19 protein-coding genes and 3 tRNA genes are annotated in these 19,292 nt (G+C 64.2%); 18 read left to right on the top strand and 4 right to left on the bottom strand.

Features of this window, described 5'->3' with window-relative positions; all coding sequences use genetic code 11:
* The first annotated feature begins 90 nt into the window (after nt 1-90).
* From istB to ACP7AB_RS03455, 4 genes are all read left to right on the top strand, one after another.
* Nucleotides 91-819: an IS21-like element helper ATPase IstB gene (istB, locus tag ACP7AB_RS03470; RefSeq protein ID WP_426046098.1), complete on the top strand. Its 729-nt coding sequence runs from the start codon at nt 91-93 to the stop codon at nt 817-819.
* Between the two features lie 360 nt (nt 820-1,179).
* On the top strand, nt 1,180-2,508 hold the full coding sequence (locus ACP7AB_RS03465; protein WP_426046097.1) for a hypothetical protein: 1,329 nt from the start codon (nt 1,180-1,182) through the stop codon (nt 2,506-2,508).
* Complete coding sequence (locus ACP7AB_RS03460; RefSeq protein ID WP_426046096.1) at nt 2,508-4,475, top strand: DEAD/DEAH box helicase; 1,968 nt, start codon at nt 2,508-2,510, stop codon at nt 4,473-4,475. Before ACP7AB_RS03465 ends, ACP7AB_RS03460 begins: the two co-directional genes overlap by 1 nt.
* On the top strand, nt 4,453-5,406 hold the full coding sequence (locus tag ACP7AB_RS03455) for a DUF3883 domain-containing protein (protein ID WP_426046095.1): 954 nt from the start codon (nt 4,453-4,455) through the stop codon (nt 5,404-5,406). The genes ACP7AB_RS03460 and ACP7AB_RS03455 overlap by 23 nt, the downstream gene beginning before the upstream one ends.
* A 43-nt stretch (nt 5,407-5,449) precedes the next feature.
* On the opposite strand, the gene ACP7AB_RS03450 is transcribed toward ACP7AB_RS03455, so the two are convergent.
* Nucleotides 5,450-7,105, bottom strand: a complete 1,656-nt coding sequence (locus tag ACP7AB_RS03450) for a DNA cytosine methyltransferase (RefSeq protein WP_426046094.1) — start codon at nt 7,103-7,105, stop codon at nt 5,450-5,452.
* Between the two features lie 232 nt (nt 7,106-7,337).
* Between ACP7AB_RS03450 and ACP7AB_RS03445 the strand changes: the two genes are divergently transcribed.
* A complete protein-coding gene (locus tag ACP7AB_RS03445; protein ID WP_426046093.1) occupies nt 7,338-8,033 on the top strand; it encodes a hypothetical protein in 696 nt (231 codons plus the stop codon).
* 2 nt (nt 8,034-8,035) lie between these two features.
* On the top strand, nt 8,036-8,917 hold the full coding sequence (locus tag ACP7AB_RS03440) for a hypothetical protein (protein ID WP_426046092.1): 882 nt from the start codon (nt 8,036-8,038) through the stop codon (nt 8,915-8,917).
* 646 nt (nt 8,918-9,563) lie between these two features.
* Here the strand turns inward: ACP7AB_RS03440 and ACP7AB_RS03435 are convergent.
* Nucleotides 9,564-9,638: transfer RNA gene (locus tag ACP7AB_RS03435), tRNA-Thr, on the bottom strand.
* Complete coding sequence (locus ACP7AB_RS03430) at nt 9,618-9,872, bottom strand: hypothetical protein (protein WP_425987575.1); 255 nt, start codon at nt 9,870-9,872, stop codon at nt 9,618-9,620. The genes ACP7AB_RS03435 and ACP7AB_RS03430 overlap by 21 nt, the downstream gene beginning before the upstream one ends.
* Before the next feature lie 291 nt (nt 9,873-10,163).
* Here ACP7AB_RS03430 and murA point away from each other — a divergent pair, with 291 nt between their 5' ends.
* The 12 genes from murA to ACP7AB_RS03370 all read left to right on the top strand — a co-directional run bounded on the left by murA (nt 10,164) and on the right by ACP7AB_RS03370 (nt 17,449).
* Entirely contained in the window at nt 10,164-11,468 is a 1,305-nt protein-coding gene (gene murA / locus ACP7AB_RS03425; RefSeq protein WP_425987573.1) for a UDP-N-acetylglucosamine 1-carboxyvinyltransferase, read from the top strand.
* The gene (locus ACP7AB_RS03420; protein ID WP_425987571.1) at nt 11,458-11,955 is read left to right on the top strand and encodes a DUF2948 family protein; all 498 of its coding nucleotides are present in this window, start codon (nt 11,458-11,460) and stop codon (nt 11,953-11,955) included. Before murA ends, ACP7AB_RS03420 begins: the two co-directional genes overlap by 11 nt.
* Nucleotides 11,952-12,416, top strand: a complete 465-nt coding sequence (locus ACP7AB_RS03415; RefSeq protein WP_309628980.1) for a UPF0262 family protein — start codon at nt 11,952-11,954, stop codon at nt 12,414-12,416. Before ACP7AB_RS03420 ends, ACP7AB_RS03415 begins: the two co-directional genes overlap by 4 nt.
* A 103-nt stretch (nt 12,417-12,519) precedes the next feature.
* Complete coding sequence (infA, locus tag ACP7AB_RS03410; protein ID WP_008261544.1) at nt 12,520-12,738, top strand: translation initiation factor IF-1; 219 nt, start codon at nt 12,520-12,522, stop codon at nt 12,736-12,738.
* Between the two features lie 12 nt (nt 12,739-12,750).
* Nucleotides 12,751-13,326 (top strand): Maf family protein, encoded by a 576-nt coding sequence (locus ACP7AB_RS03405; protein WP_425987568.1) that lies wholly within the window; start codon nt 12,751-12,753, stop codon nt 13,324-13,326.
* Complete coding sequence (locus tag ACP7AB_RS03400) at nt 13,323-14,354, top strand: hypothetical protein (protein WP_425987566.1); 1,032 nt, start codon at nt 13,323-13,325, stop codon at nt 14,352-14,354. The genes ACP7AB_RS03405 and ACP7AB_RS03400 overlap by 4 nt, the downstream gene beginning before the upstream one ends.
* 4 nt (nt 14,355-14,358) lie before the next feature.
* The gene (locus tag ACP7AB_RS03395) at nt 14,359-14,526 is read left to right on the top strand and encodes a DNA gyrase inhibitor YacG (protein ID WP_425987564.1); all 168 of its coding nucleotides are present in this window, start codon (nt 14,359-14,361) and stop codon (nt 14,524-14,526) included.
* A 73-nt stretch (nt 14,527-14,599) separates the two neighbouring features.
* Nucleotides 14,600-14,675, top strand: a tRNA-Phe gene (locus ACP7AB_RS03390).
* Between the two features lie 427 nt (nt 14,676-15,102).
* Nucleotides 15,103-16,014, top strand: a complete 912-nt coding sequence (gene exbB / locus ACP7AB_RS03385) for a tonB-system energizer ExbB (protein WP_425987562.1) — start codon at nt 15,103-15,105, stop codon at nt 16,012-16,014.
* Between the two features lie 5 nt (nt 16,015-16,019).
* Nucleotides 16,020-16,466, top strand: coding sequence for a biopolymer transporter ExbD (locus ACP7AB_RS03380; RefSeq protein WP_425987560.1), 447 nt, complete (start codon nt 16,020-16,022; stop codon nt 16,464-16,466).
* 2 nt (nt 16,467-16,468) lie between these two features.
* Entirely contained in the window at nt 16,469-17,185 is a 717-nt protein-coding gene (locus ACP7AB_RS03375) for a TonB family protein (protein ID WP_425987558.1), read from the top strand.
* Between the two features lie 187 nt (nt 17,186-17,372).
* Nucleotides 17,373-17,449: transfer RNA gene (locus tag ACP7AB_RS03370), tRNA-His, on the top strand.
* 16 nt (nt 17,450-17,465) lie between these two features.
* On the opposite strand, the gene ACP7AB_RS03365 is transcribed toward ACP7AB_RS03370, so the two are convergent.
* Nucleotides 17,466-19,232, bottom strand: a complete 1,767-nt coding sequence (locus ACP7AB_RS03365) for a patatin-like phospholipase family protein (protein WP_425987556.1) — start codon at nt 19,230-19,232, stop codon at nt 17,466-17,468.
* Nucleotides 19,233-19,292 lie beyond the last annotated feature (60 nt).

Raw genomic sequence — 19,292 nt, 5'->3', positions numbered from 1 at the left:
GGCCGCTGAGCATCGTTACACCCGAAGACCTGGTGCTGCGGCATCCGCCTCTGGCCGACTGCGACCGCTACGACAGCTTGCGAGGCCTGCATGCAGCGGCATGAGATGATAGCGGCGCTGGCCGGCATGGGCCTGAAGGGCATGGCCGGCGCCTTCGACGAGGTGGTCACCACGGGCCTGCAGCGCAAGCGCACGACCATGGAGATCCTCGCCGACCTGCTGCGCTCCGAGACGACCCATCGGCATGCGGCCTCCATCCGCTACAGGATGGCGGCGGCCAAGCTACCTGCCGTGAAGGACCTGGACGCCTTCGTGTTCGACGACACCCCAATCAACGAGGGGCTGGTGCGCTCCCTGCACAACGGCTCCTTCCTGACGAACCGGCGCAACGTCGTGCTGGTCGGCGGGACCGGCACAGGCAAGACGCACCTGGCCAGCGCCATCATCGCCAACGTCGTGCGCGCTGGCGCACGGGGGCGCTACTTCAACACCGTCGACCTGGTGAACCGGCTCGAGGAGGAAACCCGTCTGGGCAAGGCCGGTGCGCTGGCCGCTCAGCTCTGCCGCCTCGACGTCGTTGTCCTCGACGAGTTGGGCTACCTGCCGTTCGCACGCTCGGGCGGTCAGCGGCTGTTCCACCTGATCAGCAAGCTCTACGAGCGCACCTCGGTGATCGTCACGACCAACCTCGCCTTCGGCGAATGGCCGACCGTGTTCGGCGATCCCAAGATGACGACGGCCTTGCTCGACCGCATCACCCACCACTGCGACATCGTCGAGACCGGCAACGACAGCTGGCGCTTTAAACACCGCAGCTGACCCTACCAGGAAGAACGCCAAGCGAGGGTTGAGCCTCCAGTCGGGCTACGCCCTCCCTACGACCCAACCCTCGCAAGCGGTGCGCTCGTGACGTCCATCCCGAACACCAAAAGGGGGTCCCTATTGCACGCCTATAGGGGGTCCCTTTTGGACGCCGATTGACAACCGAGACGCCGTCTTAATCTTGAGGCCGAAAACGCCCGGTCAGGAGGTTCGGTGGAGCATAGTGTTACGGGGGAGTGCATTCGCGCCCGACGTGTGATCTGGTAGGCCCCGGCACCAACGTGTAGCGTGTGGCAAACATGGGGCGGCATCGGGAGAACATGTTCTCCCGCCAAGATTGTCATACGGGGGACGTGCATGATCCTGAGCACCGAAACGCGAATTGAAAAACTCACAGCTCTTCGCGAACCGGAGAAGGACCAGGTAGTCCAGAAGCTATTTTACCGTGGGGACACCAAGCCCCACAAGGTGTCGACTATCGATCTCGATTACCTGATTTACAATCGGCACAACGGTCGGCTCGAAGCGGAGATGCTCACCTGGGAACAGGAGAACGTCGTCTCGCCCGACGACTACGATGAGGACCTGCACGAGAAAATCGAGGAACTGCTTTGGGATTCTGCGCCGCAGAAGAACAAGCAAACGCTTTCCGACCTCGACGACAAGGGCCAGCAGCGCCCAGGCATCGTTAGCCTCGATGGCGTCATCATCGATGGAAATCGGCGCGCAATGTTGTTGCGGCGGCTAGAAAAGAAGACCGGTCAGAAGCAATACTTCGATGCGATTATCCTGCCGGATGCATATGCGGACAACCAAACCGAGATCGTCCGCCTTGAGACCCAGTACCAGCTCGGTGAGGACGCCAAGGTCGACTACGGGCCCCTGCAAAAATACCTGCATGTAAGGCGCCTGAAGGACCTCGGCATCCCCGAAGATCAGATTGACAAGCTCATGAACGAGCGGCCCGGCAACGCCAAGCGCCTACTCGATATCATGGCGCTGATGGACGACTACCTCGAGCACATCGGGTGCCCTCGCCTTTACACCATGTTGAAAGACAGCGACGGCACCAAAGAGGGTATGTTCGTTGACCTGCACAACGACCTGAATCGTATCAGTGGCGGGAAGCACAAAATCCCTTGGGCGTTCGACCCCGAACTCGATCCCATGGAGTTGCGGCTGATCCAGTTCGATTACATCCGCCTTGGGGATTTCGCTGACGCCAAGAAGGTGTATCGGGAAATCTCACATCAAGGTCAGGGCAAGAATTTCTTTGCGGCCAAAGAGATTTGGGAAGCCTTTAGAGAAGGTCACCAGAAGACCGTCGATCCCGTCACAACAGAGATGGGGTCGCTTCAGGACTTCATGCACGACAACACCGATCAGTTCGAGAGCAAGGCCGACGCCGCCAAGGCACGCGATCTGAACTGGTCCGCACGTGTCCGCGACCAGATGAAGCGGAACTTTGGCCAATCGAGCTACAAGCTCAACCTAGCCACCGAGGTGCTCAAACCCGGGGAATATCTGAAACGGGCGAAAGACTATCTCGACAAGATCGACCTGGAGAGCGCGGCGCTCCTCTCCGCGACCGACAATCTCGCGCTCGCGACCGAGATCAACAGGCTCACCTTCGCCATAAAGAAAAAGTTTGAGGAGCAAGCGCGGGCTGAGGCCCGCGTCGGCTGATGTCAGTCAGTCTCGAATTCGACGCTGTCGAGGAGGTCCTTGTACTCAAAGGCGCTGATGATGCACTTCGCCGCAATCCCCTCTTCGCGGCCTATCTTCGACAGGCCAGCGGAACGGTCGAAACGTCCGGCGACGTGTTCTTCCCTACCTCCGCCGAGGTGCTGTCTTCCCGCTACCAGGCGCTGTCGAAAATCTTTGGGAGGATCGGCGTTGGCCTGACCTCCAGCGGCCACGTCTCCGACGCGCTCGAATTGGTCGAGGCAGAAGAGCGCCGCTTTGCTGTTTTCTCGCGGCACGCTGACGATATCTGGCACGGCCAGATAGAGACCGATGATTTCAGAAACTTCGTGTCGGTGGTGGAGGCCGCTTGCCCGGGGCGGACCTTCTACCGCAAGCAGCTGCTGTCGGCCTTCCATCTCGCGTTCTCGCAGCACGCCTGTAATTTCTCTGTGCCGGGTGCGGGCAAAACGTCGATTGTCTATGCGGCGTACGCCTACCTCAAAGCCTTATCGCCAGACGACGAGAAGGGTGTGGACCGGCTTCTGATCGTCGGGCCCTTGTCGTCATTCAAGGCTTGGGAGGATGAATTTGAAGCGATCTTCCTTCGCCGCGCCAATTCCAAGCGCATTAGCGGTGCGGTTCCGATCACGGAGCGTACCGACCACCTCCGTGGAATCATACCAGGGTCCCGGGAAGTCGAACTCACACTGACGTCGTATCCGACGCTGGTGAACAACGAGGAGGACTTCCGTGTCCTCCTTCGTCGCGGCGGCCGAGTTATGATGGTTCTTGACGAGGCTCACTACGTCAAAAGTGCCGATGGCCAGCAGGCGAACGCCGCCCTTCGGCTCGCGCCGTTGGCGAGGTCTCGTGTCGTGTTGACGGGCACCCCGGCACCCAACGGTTATGAGGATTTGGCGAACCTCTTCAAGTTCCTCTATCCGGTCCGCCACATCGTGGGGTTTCCGGCCGCGACCCTGCGAGCCATGACAGACGGTGCGATGCCGTCGGCGATCGATGAGTTGAAGACGCGGATACGGCCTTATTTCACACGCATCCGTAAGAGCGACCTTGGTCTGCCTGACATGACCGAACAACGCGTTCCCATCGCCATGGCAGACATCCACGAGCGGATTTACCGCAGCCTCGAACGGAAGATCGTTCCTCAGTTGCGCCAAGAACTCGACCGTCCCGAGGCCCCCGTTCGGGTGCGAGCGCGCCTCATCCGCCTGCGGCAAGCCAGCGTGAACCCTGAACTATTGCTCCGGCCGCTAGATGATGAGGGCGTGTTCGACACCGGCGGCACTGGCGATTTCACCGTCGGCGAACTGGAGGTCGCCGAACTAATCAGATCCTTCGACGCGATGCGTGATCTTTCGCGCTTGGAAATCTGTCGTGAGCTAGTGGGCGAAACCCTGCGTGAACAGGGCAAGGTCCTGATCTGGTCTTACTTCTTGGGCAACCTTGAGCTTCTCCGCCAAGCCTTTTTAGGTAGCGCTCCTTTCGTTGAGGTCTTGACCGGCGCAACGCCGGTCGCATCTGGCGAGCCCGACGAGGACCCAGCCGAAGGCACGCGGGAGGCCATCATCGACGGCTTTCACAAGACTTCTGGGCCCGCCATCCTGATCGCCAATCCACAAGCGGTGGGGGAGTCGATCTCACTCCATAAAGCCTGCAGGTCGGCGATCTATTTCGACCGGGATTTCAATGCCGGGCGCTACATCCAGTCGAAGGACCGCATCCACCGATACAATCCTTCGGGCGGCCTGCCTGTGACCTACTACCATCTCGTCGCAGCGGGGACGGTCGATGACGACATCGACGCCCGTTTGATCGTTAAGGAGCAGCGCCTGGCGGACCTCGTCGACGCCGAGGACATTCCTTTGCTGACCGCCCTCGGCGACACTGAAAGCACGGACGACATCCGCGCCATCCTTGATGCCTATGAACGCCGCAAGACCCGCTGATGGCCTGCTCCCGGCGAGGCTTACTCTCGCCCTGCTCGCCCTTATCGGCCTACGGGCGGAGGGGTGCACCGAGGAGCGTGCGCTCGCCGACCTGACTGCAGTCGCATCAGCGTCGCGATCCCGGGCGCGAAACACCATCGCGTTGTTGTCCCGGTTCGGGTTGCTTAAGGCGGCGGATCAAACGCGCATCACGGTCGGCGTCGCTGAAAGGCATTTCCAGTCTAGCATTGCCTCGGCCACGGCCGCCCTGCTCGCCGATCGTATTGAGGTTGTCGGCCCGCGCTGCCTCCAGGCTCGTGGCGATGATGGCATTTGGCTGGACTCGCGCCTCCTCCCGGGCTCGGAGGATGGACTTCTGCTTTGGCTCCTGGAATTCAACGTAGCCTCCCGCTCAAGCGCAAAGGAGCGGTATTGGAGGGTTACGCCAAGCCATAGCGATGTCTTCTTGCGCGCTGCTCGCGCCGCGAACCAGCAAGCCGTCCGTCGTCCCATGACCCCGGCGCAGCTTGAGGCGGCGTTAGCCGCCCAAGCCGAGCATGGTCTGGAAGCGGAACTTTGGGTTTTGGCCCACGAGCGTCGTCGTCTGAAAGATCACCTGCTTTTTGATCAGGTCCGGCGGGTGTCCGAGGAGAACGTCTCAGCCGGCTACGACATAGCGTCTTTCTCTGGGTCGACCGTCCTGCACCACGACCTGCATATTGAAGTGAAGTCGTTCGCTGGAGAGAAGCGGTTCTTTTGGACCCGCAATGAGATCAATGTAGCGGCAGCGCTCGGAGAGGCCTACGCGCTCTATCTTGTGGATCGTCGACGCATGGCCGAAGCAGACTATCGGCCTGAGATCATCCCCGGGCCGTATTCGGCCCTGTTTCTCTCAAGTCCTCCGAGCTGGGACGTATCACCTACGACCTATGAATGCCGCGCCCTAGGCTGATCTTTTGGTATCGAGGGGCCCCGCCTCGACGGTGGCCCCTTAGTTAAAGTCTGTTGGCTGCGACTTGTTTGCGGTTCCCTCTCGTCGGAGCGCCAGCATGTTTGGAGAGTTCCACGTTGGCCAACGACCCGATGAGCAGGCCCGCGAGGATTAGCGGCGCATTGCGGATGAGCTTCGGCACGCCCGGTACGCCCGTGAGGTCATCGCCGAACGCGCACGTGACAGATGCGACAATGGCAGTTTGTGCTGACGCGTCGTGTACTGCCAACGCTGCTCTGACTAGGCCTCCGACCTCATCAAGCTCGTCCAGGAGCATAAATGCCCGCGTCTCCCCGGGGCCTTGATGGCTCCATAGGGTCTGTATGTTCTTGACGTCAGCATCTCGAATGAAATCGACGAGGCGAGCCAAGGGGGCGGCACATGCTTCTGTAACCGCTGCCGGAAGCCCGGCACAAAGATCGCGATACTGCCGCTCGTCGAGCCGTAGGGACTGGATCGACTTCGAGGTCCCGAACCAAAAGGCGACCCTCCAATCAGCGTGATCGCTTGACACGACGTTCGCCAACTCGAAGCGCACGCCGCTTTTCAGTCTCAGACTGGTGATCGCGAACCGGAAATTGCGGGTGGCTGGGTAGGTCGCACCCGGCCGGTCGGGAACGGTCTTCGCGGGCGGTGGCATTGGCGACTTTAGGCCGATGGCCGCCGAGGATAGCGTCGGAAGGTCTTCAGGCTTCCGCCCCATGAACGCCTCTGCAACCAAGAACGCGAAGGCGGGCGGAATGGCATTCCCGACCATCCGCAACTTCTGCGCATAGCTTCCACCGTAGAATTGGAACGTGGTTGGGAACCCTTGGAGGCTCGCGCGCTCCCTGACAGTGAGACGCCTGAAGGTCTCCGAGGCGTTCGGGGCCTCGATTATGATGCTCTCACGCGAGACCCGCGTGCAGGTCGCAGTGATTGTGCGGACGCTGCGGTCCAGCGGATCCGGGAATGGCATCGAATTGTACACCGGATGCGTGACCTTGGTTGCCCGATTGATCCGCACCTCCTCCACGTTGAGCGGCACCTCTGCATCGTGGTCGAGGAGATCAGCCTGCGACATCTCAAGGCCGTAGAGCGGATCGATCACTGGATCGGCCGCCAAGGCGGCAACCACTTGGCCCAAGGTCCGGCGGGGAGTTTTCGGCGAATAGGACTGCAATAGCGAGAAATCGAAGTTCCCGGCGATACATCGGCGTCGCCGTTGGGGCACGCCGAAATCCTCCATGTTGACGACATGTGGTTCAAGGCCGAGGTGGGCGAACTGTTGGAGGCGACCACCCTCCAACAACTCCCTCCTGATGATCGGCGCGACGCGAGGCACATTCTCCATCGCCCACGCCCTGGGACGAAGGTGGTCCACGATGCTCAGGAAACGGATGATGTCTTCAAGTCCATCATCGAGATCGCCACTGCCTCCTCTGTTAGAGAAGGAGAACTGCGTGCATGGGGGACTACCGACGACAACGTCGATATCCTTCGGCAGCTCAGCGAAGGTGAGCCGCCGTATGTCGACGCTTTGGGCTTGATGAAGGTTGTTCTTGAAGTTGGTCTCGTTTGCGGGACTCCATCGCTCATAGGAGGCAACGACCTCGATGCCGGCGAGCCGCAAACCCAATGACCAACCCCCAACGCCTGAGTAGAGGTCAATTGCTCGCATCGGCTTATCGTAGCTCCACTAAGACGCGCCCCGCGTCCCGCACCGTTCAATCCTACACTGATCAGAAGTACAAGATCTAGGTTCCGCTCATACCGCCGCTATCGATCCATCGCCAAAGTTGATTTGCCTCCGATCGACGATCCAGGGGGTGGAAAGTCTCCGGGCGCGTCCTGCCCCCCTTTCGCGCCGTTCGATGCGGTCCTAGAGAATCCGGGATCGAAGGGTGAATCTTGTGAACGAACTCGAAGCTATGAAGGCCGACCTGACCACTTTGGTTCTGGAGTCGTGGGAGAGCGGCCAAAAACCTTATTTGCTGGCTAAGCTCGGCGCGGATTTGATGCGGCGCGGCCACGATCTAAAAATTGTCCTCGGTGGCCAGAAGCTGGCTGTGCTGATCGACCATGATCTTGGCGACAAAGTGCGGACGTTCGTCGACCCGAACGACGAGAAGGTTCTTTGGGCGGTGCCAGCCGACGTCGCCGACGCCAGACCGCCTGAGCGAGTTCCGGCCGCCCAACGGCCACAACGGCTGAGTTTAAACCGCCGGATCGTAGAGGCCTTCACCACGCGCCTTGAACCCGGCATGGTCCGCATGGTCGGCGTGTCACCCGTGCTCTCTGTCGCGGACGTTCATCGGACGACGGCCGAGGCTTCGGGGCTCCCGATTATCACGTCGCAGGATTTGATCCTTGAGCCGATTGCGACCCCAGCCGACCGGGATCGGCTTCAGGGCGCCATTGAGGCTTGGGCGACCCTCAACAACGTGGCGACCAATTTGCTGGCTCCCCCCCGTACCCAGCGGGTCCGTCGCACTTCCGGCACCAGTCTGTTCGATGCGCTACTCGAAACCCTCGATCTGGACGAGCGGACACGGATCACGATGCCTCTCGACATCGTGGCGAAGCTGATGAGAACGCCCGGCCGCTGACGATGACCCATGTCTTTGCTTTCGCCGGAATTCCTGCAGCGATCTACGACGGCGTCTATGACCAACGCTTAGCTATCTGCGGGGATGAGGCGGAGTTCGTATCCTCGCCAGCGAAGAACACCACCCACCCCGGTTCCGCCGCAGCTCAGGTCAACCGCCTTGTCAACGTTCTCACGGATCGATTGCGAGGCGATCACCACAATGCCTTAGCGGATACCGCCTTCGCCATGATCGCGGTCGGGCCGACAACTCAGACAGCGGCCCTGCAAGCGGTATTTCCGGCTGTGCTGGTGATCCCGGTCGAATGGAGCCTGGACGCGACCACCGCAACTACAACGAAACAGAGTCGAAATGCGTTGATCGTGCTCCTCCGCGAAGCCTGCCTGCTCGCGCGGGCGGTGTTCAAGCCACTAACCAAGGAGCTCCGCGAGAAAGACAATCGGACACCGCTCCTCCTACCGCTGAAGAACTTCAGTTCCTCAGCCCTGGTTCGAGAGCTTAGCGTCTTCCATGACGCCGTTGCGCAAGGAGCCGATGCCGGGGCGGCGATCGTCGCGACGACCCAAGCCATTGACCGCCGCCACCCACCGCAAATGATCCACGGGAAAGTGCGCCGTTGCTATGTCGATCGCCGTCGTGTCGAGTTTCATGCCCCCGGAAGCGCTCGGCACGCCTACGCTCGGCCTACCAGCAACCACCCGGACATCTGCCTTCTTGCAGGGTCGCGACGGTTCGGTGCCCCTTTCGACCGCTGCTTCCACTACGACTGTAGCAGGGGAAACAAGCCATTGGCGGGTCGGTTCACCCGCTGCCATGACGTCGAAGCGAACTGGTCGGGAAAACCGCACCTCAACATCGCGCCGAACGACTACATCCGCATCTGAAGTTTCGAGTTCGGCGTCGGCGGCTGACCGCAGTCAGCCGCCTCAGCGGAATTCGATCTTGCCTCGTCACCGGAGAGAAGTCCTCTCTCCTTCATGTCCTACGATTGCGAGGCCAACGGCGGGGGGTCTCTAGAAACCAGCCCGACGCTCAAGACACGCAACCGAGCCGAAAGCCTTTAGCAAAATTGGCTTCGACGTTGGCGGGGGCTCCATTCCTCCTGCTCCCCTTGGGAAGCGCTCAGGCCGGAAGCGCATGGGACGTCTGCACCCGAAGATGCTCTGCAGTCATACCGTAGAGCATCCAATGAATGCAAGACGGGCGTTCAGCGTACCTTCGGGTGACTGACCAGCCAACCACCAGTTGGGACACGGTGCCCAGACTCTAGGGGGGCTCCCCGGTCGCTCGCTTTCCGGCGGCGAACAGCCATTCGCGTGACGAGCGTTGCCGGATGATGATGGTCGGAAATTCGAAAAACCCGATGCGAGATATGTTGGGCCATATGCGCAATCGGCAACAAAGTCTGTTGCGTAAGGGGTGGTGCCCTTCTCGGTGCGGCCGTGTGCCCATAGTGTGCCCGCAGAAAACACTAGTAGGGGAGACCGCTTATCCCAGCACCCGAAAGTGCTGGGATAATAACGTCTTAGATGGTGCCGCCGGGGGGAATCGAACCCACGACCTCAGCCTTACCAAGGATGCGCTCTACCACTGAGCTACGGCGGCCTGTTCCGAGGAAGCGGCCGTATAGCCACTCCACTGCCGGGGGGGAAGCCCATTTTCCCTTGCCCCGAAACTTTTCCCGAGGCTGAGTAGGGCCATGACCGAGCCGCCCGAGACGCCGACGCCAGCGCCCGCCGGAACCATGCCGCCCGCGCCCCGGACCGCCGAGGAGATGGCCAGGGCCGAGAGGACGGTGCGGTTGGCCAAGGCGTTGAGGGAAAATCTGCGACGGCGCAAGGCGGGGCCCCCGAGCCGCGTCCGTCCGGATAACTGATTCTCTCTCCCCCCGGGGGAGGGGCGTCGCGCAGCGGCGGCGTGGGGGCGGCAGGGCGATGCGGATACAGGCGTGCGAGGCTTTGCCTTGCCGTCCCCACCCGGTCTTCGCTCCGCTCCGACCACTCTCCCCCGAGGGGAGGGAGAAATTGTCGTCACCCAACGTGAACGCCGGCGGCCCTTTCGCGACATGGGGCGACCGCGCTAGATAGCCGGCTCGCCGGGACAGTCGATCCTTGCGGCTTCAGGGACGACATGGACAGCATCACGGTTCACGGCAACGGCCCGCTCCACGGCTCGATTCCGGTCAGCGGCGCCAAGAACTCGGCGATCAAATTGATGGCGGCGTCGATCCTGACCGACCAGACGCTGCTGCTGACCAATATGCCGCGGCTGGCGGACACGAAATTCCTCGGCCGGCTGCTGCAGCAGTTCGGCATCGCGGTGACCGAGAACGGCCACGGTGCCGGGCAGGAGACCCTGTTCGACGCCAGGGAAATCACGTCGACTTTCGCCCCCTATGATCTGGTGCGCCAGATGCGGGCGTCGTTCAACGTCCTGGGCCCGCTGCTGGCGCGCACGGGGCATGCCAAGGTGTCCCTGCCGGGCGGCTGCACCATCGGGGCGCGGCCGGTCGACCTGCATATCGACGCCCTGACGCGACTGGGCGCCCTGATCGAGCTGGAGGAGGGCTATGTCTCCGCCACGGCGCCTCGGGGGCTGATCGGGGCCGAGATCGAGTTTCCGTTCGTCTCGGTGGGCGCGACCGAACACACATTGATGGCCGCGACCCTGGCGCGGGGCACGACGGTGCTGAAGCGGGCCGCGCGGGAGCCGGAGATCGGCGACTTGGCCCGCTGTCTGGTGATGATGGGCGCGAAGATCGAGGGGATCGACACCGACACCCTGACGATCGAGGGGGTGACCTCTCTCAACGGCGGGGAGTGGTCGGTGATCCCCGACCGGATCGAGATGGGCTCCTACGCCTGCGCCGCCGCCATGGCCGGGGGCGAGGTGCGGCTGACCCGGAGCCGGCCGGAGCTGATCACGGCCCTGACCGACCGGATGGTCGAGGCGGGCGTCGAGGTCATCCCGACCGCGGACGGGGTCATCGTGAAGCGCGATCCGTCGCAACGCCTGAAGGCGGTCAATGTGGCGACCGAGGTCTATCCGGGCTTCGCCACCGACCTGCAGGCCCAGTTCATGGCCCTGATGACAACGGCTGACGGGGTCAGCGTGATCCACGAGAACATCTTCGAGAACCGTTTCATGCACGCGCCGGAGCTGGCGCGGCTGGGGGCCGACATCTCGGTCCATGCGGGCGAGGCCCATGTCACGGGTGTCGAGAAACTGAAGGGCGCGCCGGTCATGGCGACGGACCTGAGAGCCTCCGTCAGCCTGGTCATCGCGGGTCTGGTCGCCGAGGGTGAAACCAATATCGGTCGGGTCTATCATCTGGATCGCGGGTTCGAGCGTTTGGAAGAGAAGCTCGGCGCATGCGGGGCGGACATCCGGCGGGTCAAGGGCCCGCCTGTGGAAGGACCGGGCGATGACCACTGAAGCCCTTGAACGGGATGCGCAGGAGGCGAGTCGCACCCTGAGCGGCGGCGCCAACGAGCCCCTGCGGCTGCTGGCCGAGGACGGCGAGGACCTGGCGATCATTTCGGCGGCGCTGCAGGACGCGATCCTGAGGCCGGCCGACATCGTCTGGGAAAAGGGCGCGAGGCGGCTGACGATCGAGCTGAGCCGGTTCTGCTGGGAGTGCGGCGGGACGCGGGTGCGCGCCGCCATGCAGTTCGGCGATGTGCTGGCGGTCAAGAGCCGGGGCCTGCCGAGGCTGCCCGACGCGCCGCTGGAACTGCTGGCCATCCACTTCTTCGAGGGTGAGGCGCCGGGCGGCCGGGCCATATTGATGTTCGCCGGCGGCGGGGACCTGAGGGTCGACGTCGAATGCCTGGACGCCGTGGTGACCGACCTGTCGGAACGCTGGCCCGCCCGGGTCGCGCCGACGCACCTGGACGCGCCCTCGGCCGGGATGGAGCCGTGAGTGATCACCGGCTGGCCTCCGTCGATCTGGACGAGGCGACCCTGCCGTCGGCGACGGCGGAGATCGAGCACGAGCGCCGCGTCGCCATCTTCGACCTGATCGAGAAGAACTCGTTCGAGCCCGAAGGGTCGGAAGGCGGACCCTATGGCCTGAAGCTGTCGTTGCAGGACAACCGGCTGGTCTTCGACATCACCGGGGTGGATTACACGCGGACCTATGCCCTGAGCCTGACGCCGCTGAAGAGCGTGCTGAAGGACTATCTGATGATCTGCGACAGCTATTACGAGGCCCTGCGCGGGTCGTCGGCCAGCCAGATCGAGGCCGTCGACATGGGCCGGCGGGGGCTGCACAACGAAGGCGCCGAACTGCTGAAGGCCCGGCTGGACGGCAAGGTCCAGATCGACCACGAGACGGCGCGACGGCTGTTTACGCTGGTGTGCGCGTTGTATCGGCGGGGTTGAACTCGACTAGCCGCCGGTTTTGGTGCATTAGCGCCGACTTCTTACGGCTCGCGCTTTCGTCCGGCGCGGGCCTTGATTCGTATTCAAGGGCGCGAGAGGCCGCATGGCTAAGGAAGAACTGCTCGAGTTTCCCGGTACGGTCAGCGAATTGCTGCCGAACGCCACGTTCCGCGTGACGCTCGAGAACGATCACGAAATCATCGCCCACACCGCCGGCAAGATGCGCAAGAACCGCATCCGCGTGCTGGCGGGGGACAAGGTCCTGGTCGAGATGACGCCCTATGACCTGACCAAGGGCCGTATCACCTATCGCTTCAAGTAAGGACGGGGCTGCATGGCCCGTGCTGAACTGGTGCTGGCCTCGGCCAGCCCGCGCCGCATCGAACTGCTGGCGCTCATCGGGATCACCCCCGATCGCATCGATCCCGCCGACATCGACGAGACGCCGCTGAAGGACGAAACGCCTTCGCGGCTGGCCGTACGTCTGGCCCGGACGAAGGCGCAGGCCGTCGCCGCGCGGTCGCCGGACGCCGTGGTGCTGGCCGCCGACACGGTGGTGGCCGTCGGACGCCGGCTGCTGGAAAAGCCCGCCGATGCGGCGGAGGCCGAAAAATTCCTGCGTCTGTTGTCGGGACGGAATCATCGCGTGTTCACCGGCGTAGCGGTCTCGGTCGGGGAGCGGGTGACCCATCGGGTCGTGGATACCCGCGTCGCCATCAAGCGGCTTTCGGACGCCGAGATCGCGGACTACGTCGCCGGGGGCGACTGGAAGGGCAAGGCCGGGGGCTATGGCATCCAGGGGCCCGCGGCCGCCTTCGTGCTGAAGATCATCGGCAGTCATCCGGCGGTGATGGGCCTGCCCCTGCCGGAGACGGTCAACCTGCTGGCGGGCGCCGGCTGGCGCAGATGAGCGAGGTCGAGGTCTTCCTGGACGACACGCCCGGAGAGGTCCGGGGCGTCGTGATGCGGAACGGCCGGTTCGAACGGCTGATCATCCAGAGAGACGACGATCCGGCTCAACATCGCCTGGGCGCGCGCAGCGTGGGGCGGGTGATCGAGGCCGATACCGCTTTTCGCGCCGCCTTCATCGACCTGGGCTGCGACGGTCCGGCGGGGTTCCTGCCGCTCGGCAAGGGCGAGAGCCTGAAGGCCGGCGAGATTGTCGAGGTCGAGGTGACGGCGGAACGGCGCGAGGCCAAGGGGCCGGCGCTGAAACGCCTGGGGGCGGGGGAGGGGAAACCCCGGCTGATCGCGCCCGGGCCGGATGTGATCGAGAGGCTGCGCTGCGCTGCCCCCGGGGTCGAGCCGATTCGGGGCGTGGCGGCGATCCAGGCCAGTTGGGACGCCGAGGAAGAAGCGCTGGGGTCGGGGGACTTCTTCGCCGAATGGGCGCTGGACCTGGCGGTGCAGCGGACGCGGGCGCTGATCGCCGTGGACATAGACTATGCGCATCTGCCGGGACGCGATGCGCGCAAGGGTCGGAGGCAGGCCAATCGACAGGGTCTGATCCAGGCGGCGCGGATGATCCGGCTGAGCGGCTGGGGCGGGCTGGTCGCCGTCGATCTTGTGGGAACGACGCTGGATCCGGCGCAGGTTACGGAGATGGCGAAGACGGCCTTCGCCGGAGACGATGCGACGGTCGGGCCCCTGAGCCGGTTCGGCCTGCTGCAACTGGCCCTGCCGTGGCGGACGCGACCCGTGGAAGACATCTTGCTGGAAGCGGGCGGGCGGCGGTCCGTCGCCACGCGGGCGATCGATGTCGCGCGATCCCTGAGGCACGCCATGTTGTCCGACACCGCCACGCCGCGCTTCACCGCCCGATGCAGCCCGGACGAGGCGGCGGCCGCTGCGCCTCTGGTCGCGCGGCTTGGACCCCGTGCGGCTCTGAAGGCGGACCCCGTCGTCGTGGCCGGGCGTTTCACGGTCGAGGAGGGCTGAACGAATGGCGACCTGTCCGATCTGCCGCAAGAATCCGACCGCCGAGGACTACAGGCCCTTCTGTTCGAAGCGCTGCGCCGACGTGGACCTGCAGCGCTGGCTGGTGGGGTCCTATGTGCTGCCGGACACGGACGAAGGCATCCCCGACGCCGATCCCGAAAACGAAGACTGATCTCCGCTCGATCCTGCTCTGGACACCCCGTTTCGGCTCGCCTATAGACCCGCCTCTCGCGTTTTGACGCGTGGCCTGGATAGCTCAGCTGGTAGAGCAATGGATTGAAAATCCATGTGTCGGTGGTTCGAACCCGCCTCCAGGCACCATCCTTCCCAAGCGGAAGACCCGACCATTCCCAAACGTAAGCCTTCGATGCTGATCTGGTATGGACGGGGCAGTTAACGTAACGCCGAAACGCAGCAGGGGTAAGACATTGCGGGGATTCGGGTCCGGGGCTCGCTCGCGGGGCGAAAAGCACCTCTGAAGCCTTGACGCTCTGTTATCGGTTCGCCAAAGGAGCTTGACCGCTTTCTTTGCGTGAGCGGCCGAACGCCCGCCGGGCCTCGTGCTCCAAGGCTTCGACCAACCCGCCGATGGTGCTCTCGGGCAACCGGATGCGACAGAAGGCGTTCCGCTTTAGGCCACCTGGCCGATCGGCGGGACACAACCGATTTCATAGAGGGCGGAGCGCCCCTGACGCGCTCCGATCCTGGGTTCCACGAGTCAGACCAAAAAAGCAGGAACTGGCGACACATGATTAAGACCAACACCCTTCTCGCCCTGGCCGGCGCCGCCGTCCTGATGGCGGGCTCGCCGGCTCTGGCGCAAGCCCCGGCAGCCCCTGACGCGACCGCGGCTCCCGCCGCCGCTGCCGCCGCTGCTGCCGCTCCGGCCGCCGCCACCCCCGCTCCGATCGTCGAAGGCGCTCCCGAAGCTGATCCGGAATCGGTTGGCGACGCCGTCTCGGGCGGACACGGCGGCGACATCACGCCGATATCCATGTTCCTGGAAGCCGGCATCGTCGTTAAGATCGTCATGATCGGCCTGCTGCTGGCCTCGATCTTCTCCTGGACCCTGCTGCTCATCAAACTGATCGAGTTCGGCGGTCTGAACCGCAAGACGGACCAGTTCCTCGAAGCCTTCCGCGGCGCCCGCACGATCGCTGACATGCGTCGTGTCGCCACCGCCGACGAGTTCGACGGCAACCCGCTGGCCGACATGGCCGCCGCGGCCACCGAAGAAATCGAGCTGTCCCGTCAGGCGGGTCTGAATGTCCACGGCGACCATAGCGATTCGGCTCTGCTGCGCGCTCAACAGGCCGTCGCCGCCGTTCAGGCCGGCCTCGCCGCCCGCCTCTCGGGTGGTCAGCAGTTCCTCGCCTCGACCGGTTCGACCGGCCCGTTCGTGGGTCTGTTCGGCACCGTCTACGGCATCATGAACTCCTTCATCGGTATCGCACAGTCGAACACGACCAACCTGGCCGTCGTCGCGCCGGGTATCGCCGAGGCCCTGCTCGCCACCGGTATCGGCCTGTTCGCCGCTATCCCGGCCGTTATCTTCTATAACTACTTCAACACACGCATCTCGGCGTACGGCACGCGTTCGGACGGCTTCAACGCCGAACTGGTCAACGCCATCTCGCGTCAACTCGACAAGGGAGCGTAAGACGGATGGCCGCCAAACTTTCAGGCGGCGGCGGCGGCAAGTATAACGTCGAGCAGCAGAGCGACATCAACGTCACGCCATTCGTTGATATCATGCTGGTTCTCCTCATCATCTTCATGGTGGCGGCGCCTCTCGCCACCGTGTCGGTCGAGGTGAAGCTGCCGACGGCCGTGGCCCCGCCGCAGGAGAATCCGCCTAAGCCGGTGTTCATCTCCATCCAGAACGATGGCGACGTCTTCATCGGCGACGGACGCAGCAGCCCCGAACAGCTTGGGGATGATCTGCGGCGCCTGATCCGCACGCGTAACCCGGAAGAAGAGCGTATCTTCATCCGTGGCGACCAGCAGACCCGGTACGGCGACTTCATGCAGGTCATGAACGCCCTGCAGGACAACGGCTTCTACAGCGTCGCCCTGGTCGGCGAAGACAACTCGACGCCGGCGGGAGGTTGACGATGACTGACACACCCGTTGAGTATCATCGCAGTCGCTATGACGCCCCTCGCAAGAAGGGTTTCATGGGGGTCTCCCCCGGAGTTTGGCTGATCGCCTTGTCGACCGTTACGGTCCTCTTCGCGATCATGATCTTCTACTTGCAGAAGACCAAGTTCGAGCTGCGCATCCAGGAGTATTCGGACGACGCCGTGGACGTCGAGATCGTTGAACCGATCCCGCCGCCGCCGCCCCCGCCGCCTCCGCCTCCGCCGGACACCCCGCCGCCGCCCAAGCTGCAGGTCCGTCCGCCGGTGATCAACACCCTGGCGCCTCCGCCGCCGATCACGCTTCCGATCGAGCCGACGAAGAAGGAAGACCGGGTCGAGTATCGGGGTCCGCCCGTGATCGTCCCCGGCCCTCCGCCGCCGCCGGCCCCGCCGGCTCCGGTTCGGCCGCCGGTGATCACGAACCCGAGCTGGGCCTCGCAGCCCCGCCCGACCTATCCGGATCGTGCTCTTGAGCGCGGTCTGTCGGGCAGCGCCGATCTGAGCTGCACCGTCAACCCGAACGGCAGCGTCTCCGGATGCTCGATCGTCTCGGAAACGCCGTCGGGCGCCGGCTTCGGTCGCGCCGCCCTGTCTGCGGCCCGCAGTGCCCGTCTGTCGCCCCGTTCGGTCGACGGCGTGGCGACCGGGGGTACGGTTCGCTTCACCGTCAGGTTCAACCTGCCGGACTAGGACATGGCCCGGAAACGGACCAGGGAATGCGCCCCGAGGGAAACCTCGGGGCGTTTTTCGTTGCCGGATAGGCTGGAGGCGCCGAAGCGGTCTTGATCGTCGTCTCCCGCGACGCTAGACACGCGCCTCGCGTAGCCCTTCCCGCGGTCCGATCTTCGATCGGCCGACTTTCGGGGGGGGCCGCTGCGCCGCCTTAGCTCAGTTGGTTAGAGCGCCGGTTTGTGGAACCGGAGGTCCTCAGTTCAAGCCTGAGAGGCGGTACCATCCCCCCTTTCGCCCGTCAGGCGACAGCCGGTTCCGGGTCGCCCTGGTCCAGGGGCGAGGCCGTCGCGTCGGCGCGCTGGCGCAGGGTCTCGATCGGCCCTTCCAGTTTCGCCAGTGCCTTGACCGCAGCCGCATGGCCTGCCGCGACCACGGGGTCGTAAACCTTCCAGTCGCGAATGTCGGAGCCGTTGGGTTCGGGCAGGATCAACAGGTCCGTGTCGGCCCGCGAACTCTCCATGTCGGCGTCCGTGGTGATGGTCGCCGAGCGCATGAGCACCGAGACGATCGGCGGGCCCTTCTTCCAGGCTCCGGAGACGATCCAGCGCCACCAGGACGGCGGATTGGCCAGGGTCGCGGGATCGACGCCGCGGGTCTGGGACATGTCGACGCCGATGATCGGGCCCGCATTCATCTGGCGCATGACGTCGGTAGGGAAGTTCTTGATCACGGCGCCGTCGACCAGCACCTGGCCGTCGATGACGACCGGCGGCATGACCCCGGGAATGGAGATGGAGGCGCGCATGGCCCGGCGCAGCAGGCCCCGACGGTGCACCTCGATCCGGCCGCTCGTCAGGTTCGACGAGACGGCAAAGAAGGGCAGGGGCATGTCGGCGATGTCGATCTCGCCATAGGCGTCCTGCAGCAGGCGGGCGACCTTGCCGGCGCGGGTCATGGCGATGATCGGGAAGGCGAGGTCCGAGAGGGGATCAGAGCGGACAAAGGCGGTCCGGATGCGGGCGTCCAGCTCCTCGTCGGTCCAGCCCAGGGCAGGGCCGGCGGCGATGACGGCGCCCATGGATGAACCGCCCAGGAAGTCGAACCGCACCCCTGCCTCGTGCAGGGCGCGGACGGCGCCGATATGGGCATAGGCGCGGGCGCCGCCGCCGGACAGGACGAGACCCACGGCCCGGCCGGTAACGATCCGGGCGATGCGGGCGGCGTCCGCCGCGTCGCCCTCGATCGCGTGGAACCAGCGGCCGGGGTTGATGGCGTCCAGCCAGACGGCCGTATTGGCCGGGCGCCGCATGCGGGGGTCGCGCAGCAGGATCAGGTCGGTGAACTGCTGCAGGCCGTGGGCGGTGCGGATCGGGATGTTGGCCGGCGGCGCCGTCAGGGCGTCTCCGATGAGGAACAGCCGGTCGACCTGGCGCGCGCAGAGATTGGCCCAAGACGACTCATCCAGTTCGGCGACGTAGAGGACGAAGTCGTGGCTGTCCTCCATGCGCGAGAACCATTCGGAGACCGAGGACAGGGCCGAGTGGTCGATGACCTGGCAGGTGTGGCCCTGGGCCTCGACGGCGGCGGCGAGGCGGTCGACGAAGGGGCGGATGGGGCGGCCGCGCACCGAGATGAAGCCGAAGACACTGGGTTCGGTGACGCCCGGCGCGCGCTCGCGGGCCCGGCGCAGCATCAGTCGGGACAGCTCAATCATGACGTCGGGATGGGTGCGGACGGCCTCGAAGAAGACGTCGCGCGGAAGGGCCAGGATCTCGGAATCGCGCAGGGCGACGACGCTGGCCGAATGCGGCGTGCCGGCGATCAGGGCCATTTCGCCGACCGGCTCCCCGGGCGTGATGACGCCGAGGAACTGGGGCGGCTGATCCTCGTCCTGACGGAAGACGCCGAGGCGGCCGGACCGAACCAGATAGAGGCTGTCTGGCTCGTCCCCGGCCGAGAACAGCAGTTCTCCGCCGGTCAGGGCGAACCAGCTGGCCCTGGTGTTCTGATCCTCGAAAACCCGCGCCAGCGCCGCTTCGAGATTGTCGTTGCGGGAAGGGCTCATGCGGGTGTCGTCGCCGTGGCTGGCGGCCGGTCAACGCCCGGCCGGCTGACCTGGATTATC

The organism is Brevundimonas sp. TWP3-1-2b1 (assembly GCF_049896165.1).
GTDB classification, from domain to species: domain Bacteria; phylum Pseudomonadota; class Alphaproteobacteria; order Caulobacterales; family Caulobacteraceae; genus Brevundimonas; species Brevundimonas subvibrioides_B.
Note: the sequence above shows the minus strand (reverse complement) of the source record. Positions and strands in the feature narration are given on the sequence as shown.

What these genes read in the sequence shown, in the direction of transcription:
- istB (WP_426046098.1), top strand. Translation starts at nt 91, where the DNA reads ATGCAGCGGCATGAGATGATAGCGGCGCTGGCCGGCATGGGCCTGAAG.
- ACP7AB_RS03465 (WP_426046097.1), top strand. Translation starts at nt 1,180, where the DNA reads ATGATCCTGAGCACCGAAACGCGAATTGAAAAACTCACAGCTCTTCGC.
- ACP7AB_RS03460 (WP_426046096.1), top strand. Translation starts at nt 2,508, where the DNA reads ATGTCAGTCAGTCTCGAATTCGACGCTGTCGAGGAGGTCCTTGTACTC.
- ACP7AB_RS03455 (WP_426046095.1), top strand. Translation starts at nt 4,453, where the DNA reads ATGAACGCCGCAAGACCCGCTGATGGCCTGCTCCCGGCGAGGCTTACT.
- ACP7AB_RS03450 (WP_426046094.1), bottom strand. Translation starts at nt 7,105, where the DNA reads ATGCGAGCAATTGACCTCTACTCAGGCGTTGGGGGTTGGTCATTGGGT.
- ACP7AB_RS03440 (WP_426046092.1), top strand. Translation starts at nt 8,036, where the DNA reads ATGACCCATGTCTTTGCTTTCGCCGGAATTCCTGCAGCGATCTACGAC.
- murA (WP_425987573.1), top strand. Translation starts at nt 10,164, where the DNA reads ATGGACAGCATCACGGTTCACGGCAACGGCCCGCTCCACGGCTCGATT.
- ACP7AB_RS03420 (WP_425987571.1), top strand. Translation starts at nt 11,458, where the DNA reads ATGACCACTGAAGCCCTTGAACGGGATGCGCAGGAGGCGAGTCGCACC.
- infA (WP_008261544.1), top strand. Translation starts at nt 12,520, where the DNA reads ATGGCTAAGGAAGAACTGCTCGAGTTTCCCGGTACGGTCAGCGAATTG.
- ACP7AB_RS03405 (WP_425987568.1), top strand. Translation starts at nt 12,751, where the DNA reads ATGGCCCGTGCTGAACTGGTGCTGGCCTCGGCCAGCCCGCGCCGCATC.
- ACP7AB_RS03400 (WP_425987566.1), top strand. Translation starts at nt 13,323, where the DNA reads ATGAGCGAGGTCGAGGTCTTCCTGGACGACACGCCCGGAGAGGTCCGG.
- ACP7AB_RS03395 (WP_425987564.1), top strand. Translation starts at nt 14,359, where the DNA reads ATGGCGACCTGTCCGATCTGCCGCAAGAATCCGACCGCCGAGGACTAC.
- exbB (WP_425987562.1), top strand. Translation starts at nt 15,103, where the DNA reads ATGATTAAGACCAACACCCTTCTCGCCCTGGCCGGCGCCGCCGTCCTG.
- ACP7AB_RS03380 (WP_425987560.1), top strand. Translation starts at nt 16,020, where the DNA reads ATGGCCGCCAAACTTTCAGGCGGCGGCGGCGGCAAGTATAACGTCGAG.
- ACP7AB_RS03375 (WP_425987558.1), top strand. Translation starts at nt 16,469, where the DNA reads ATGACTGACACACCCGTTGAGTATCATCGCAGTCGCTATGACGCCCCT.
- ACP7AB_RS03365 (WP_425987556.1), bottom strand. Translation starts at nt 19,232, where the DNA reads ATGAGCCCTTCCCGCAACGACAATCTCGAAGCGGCGCTGGCGCGGGTT.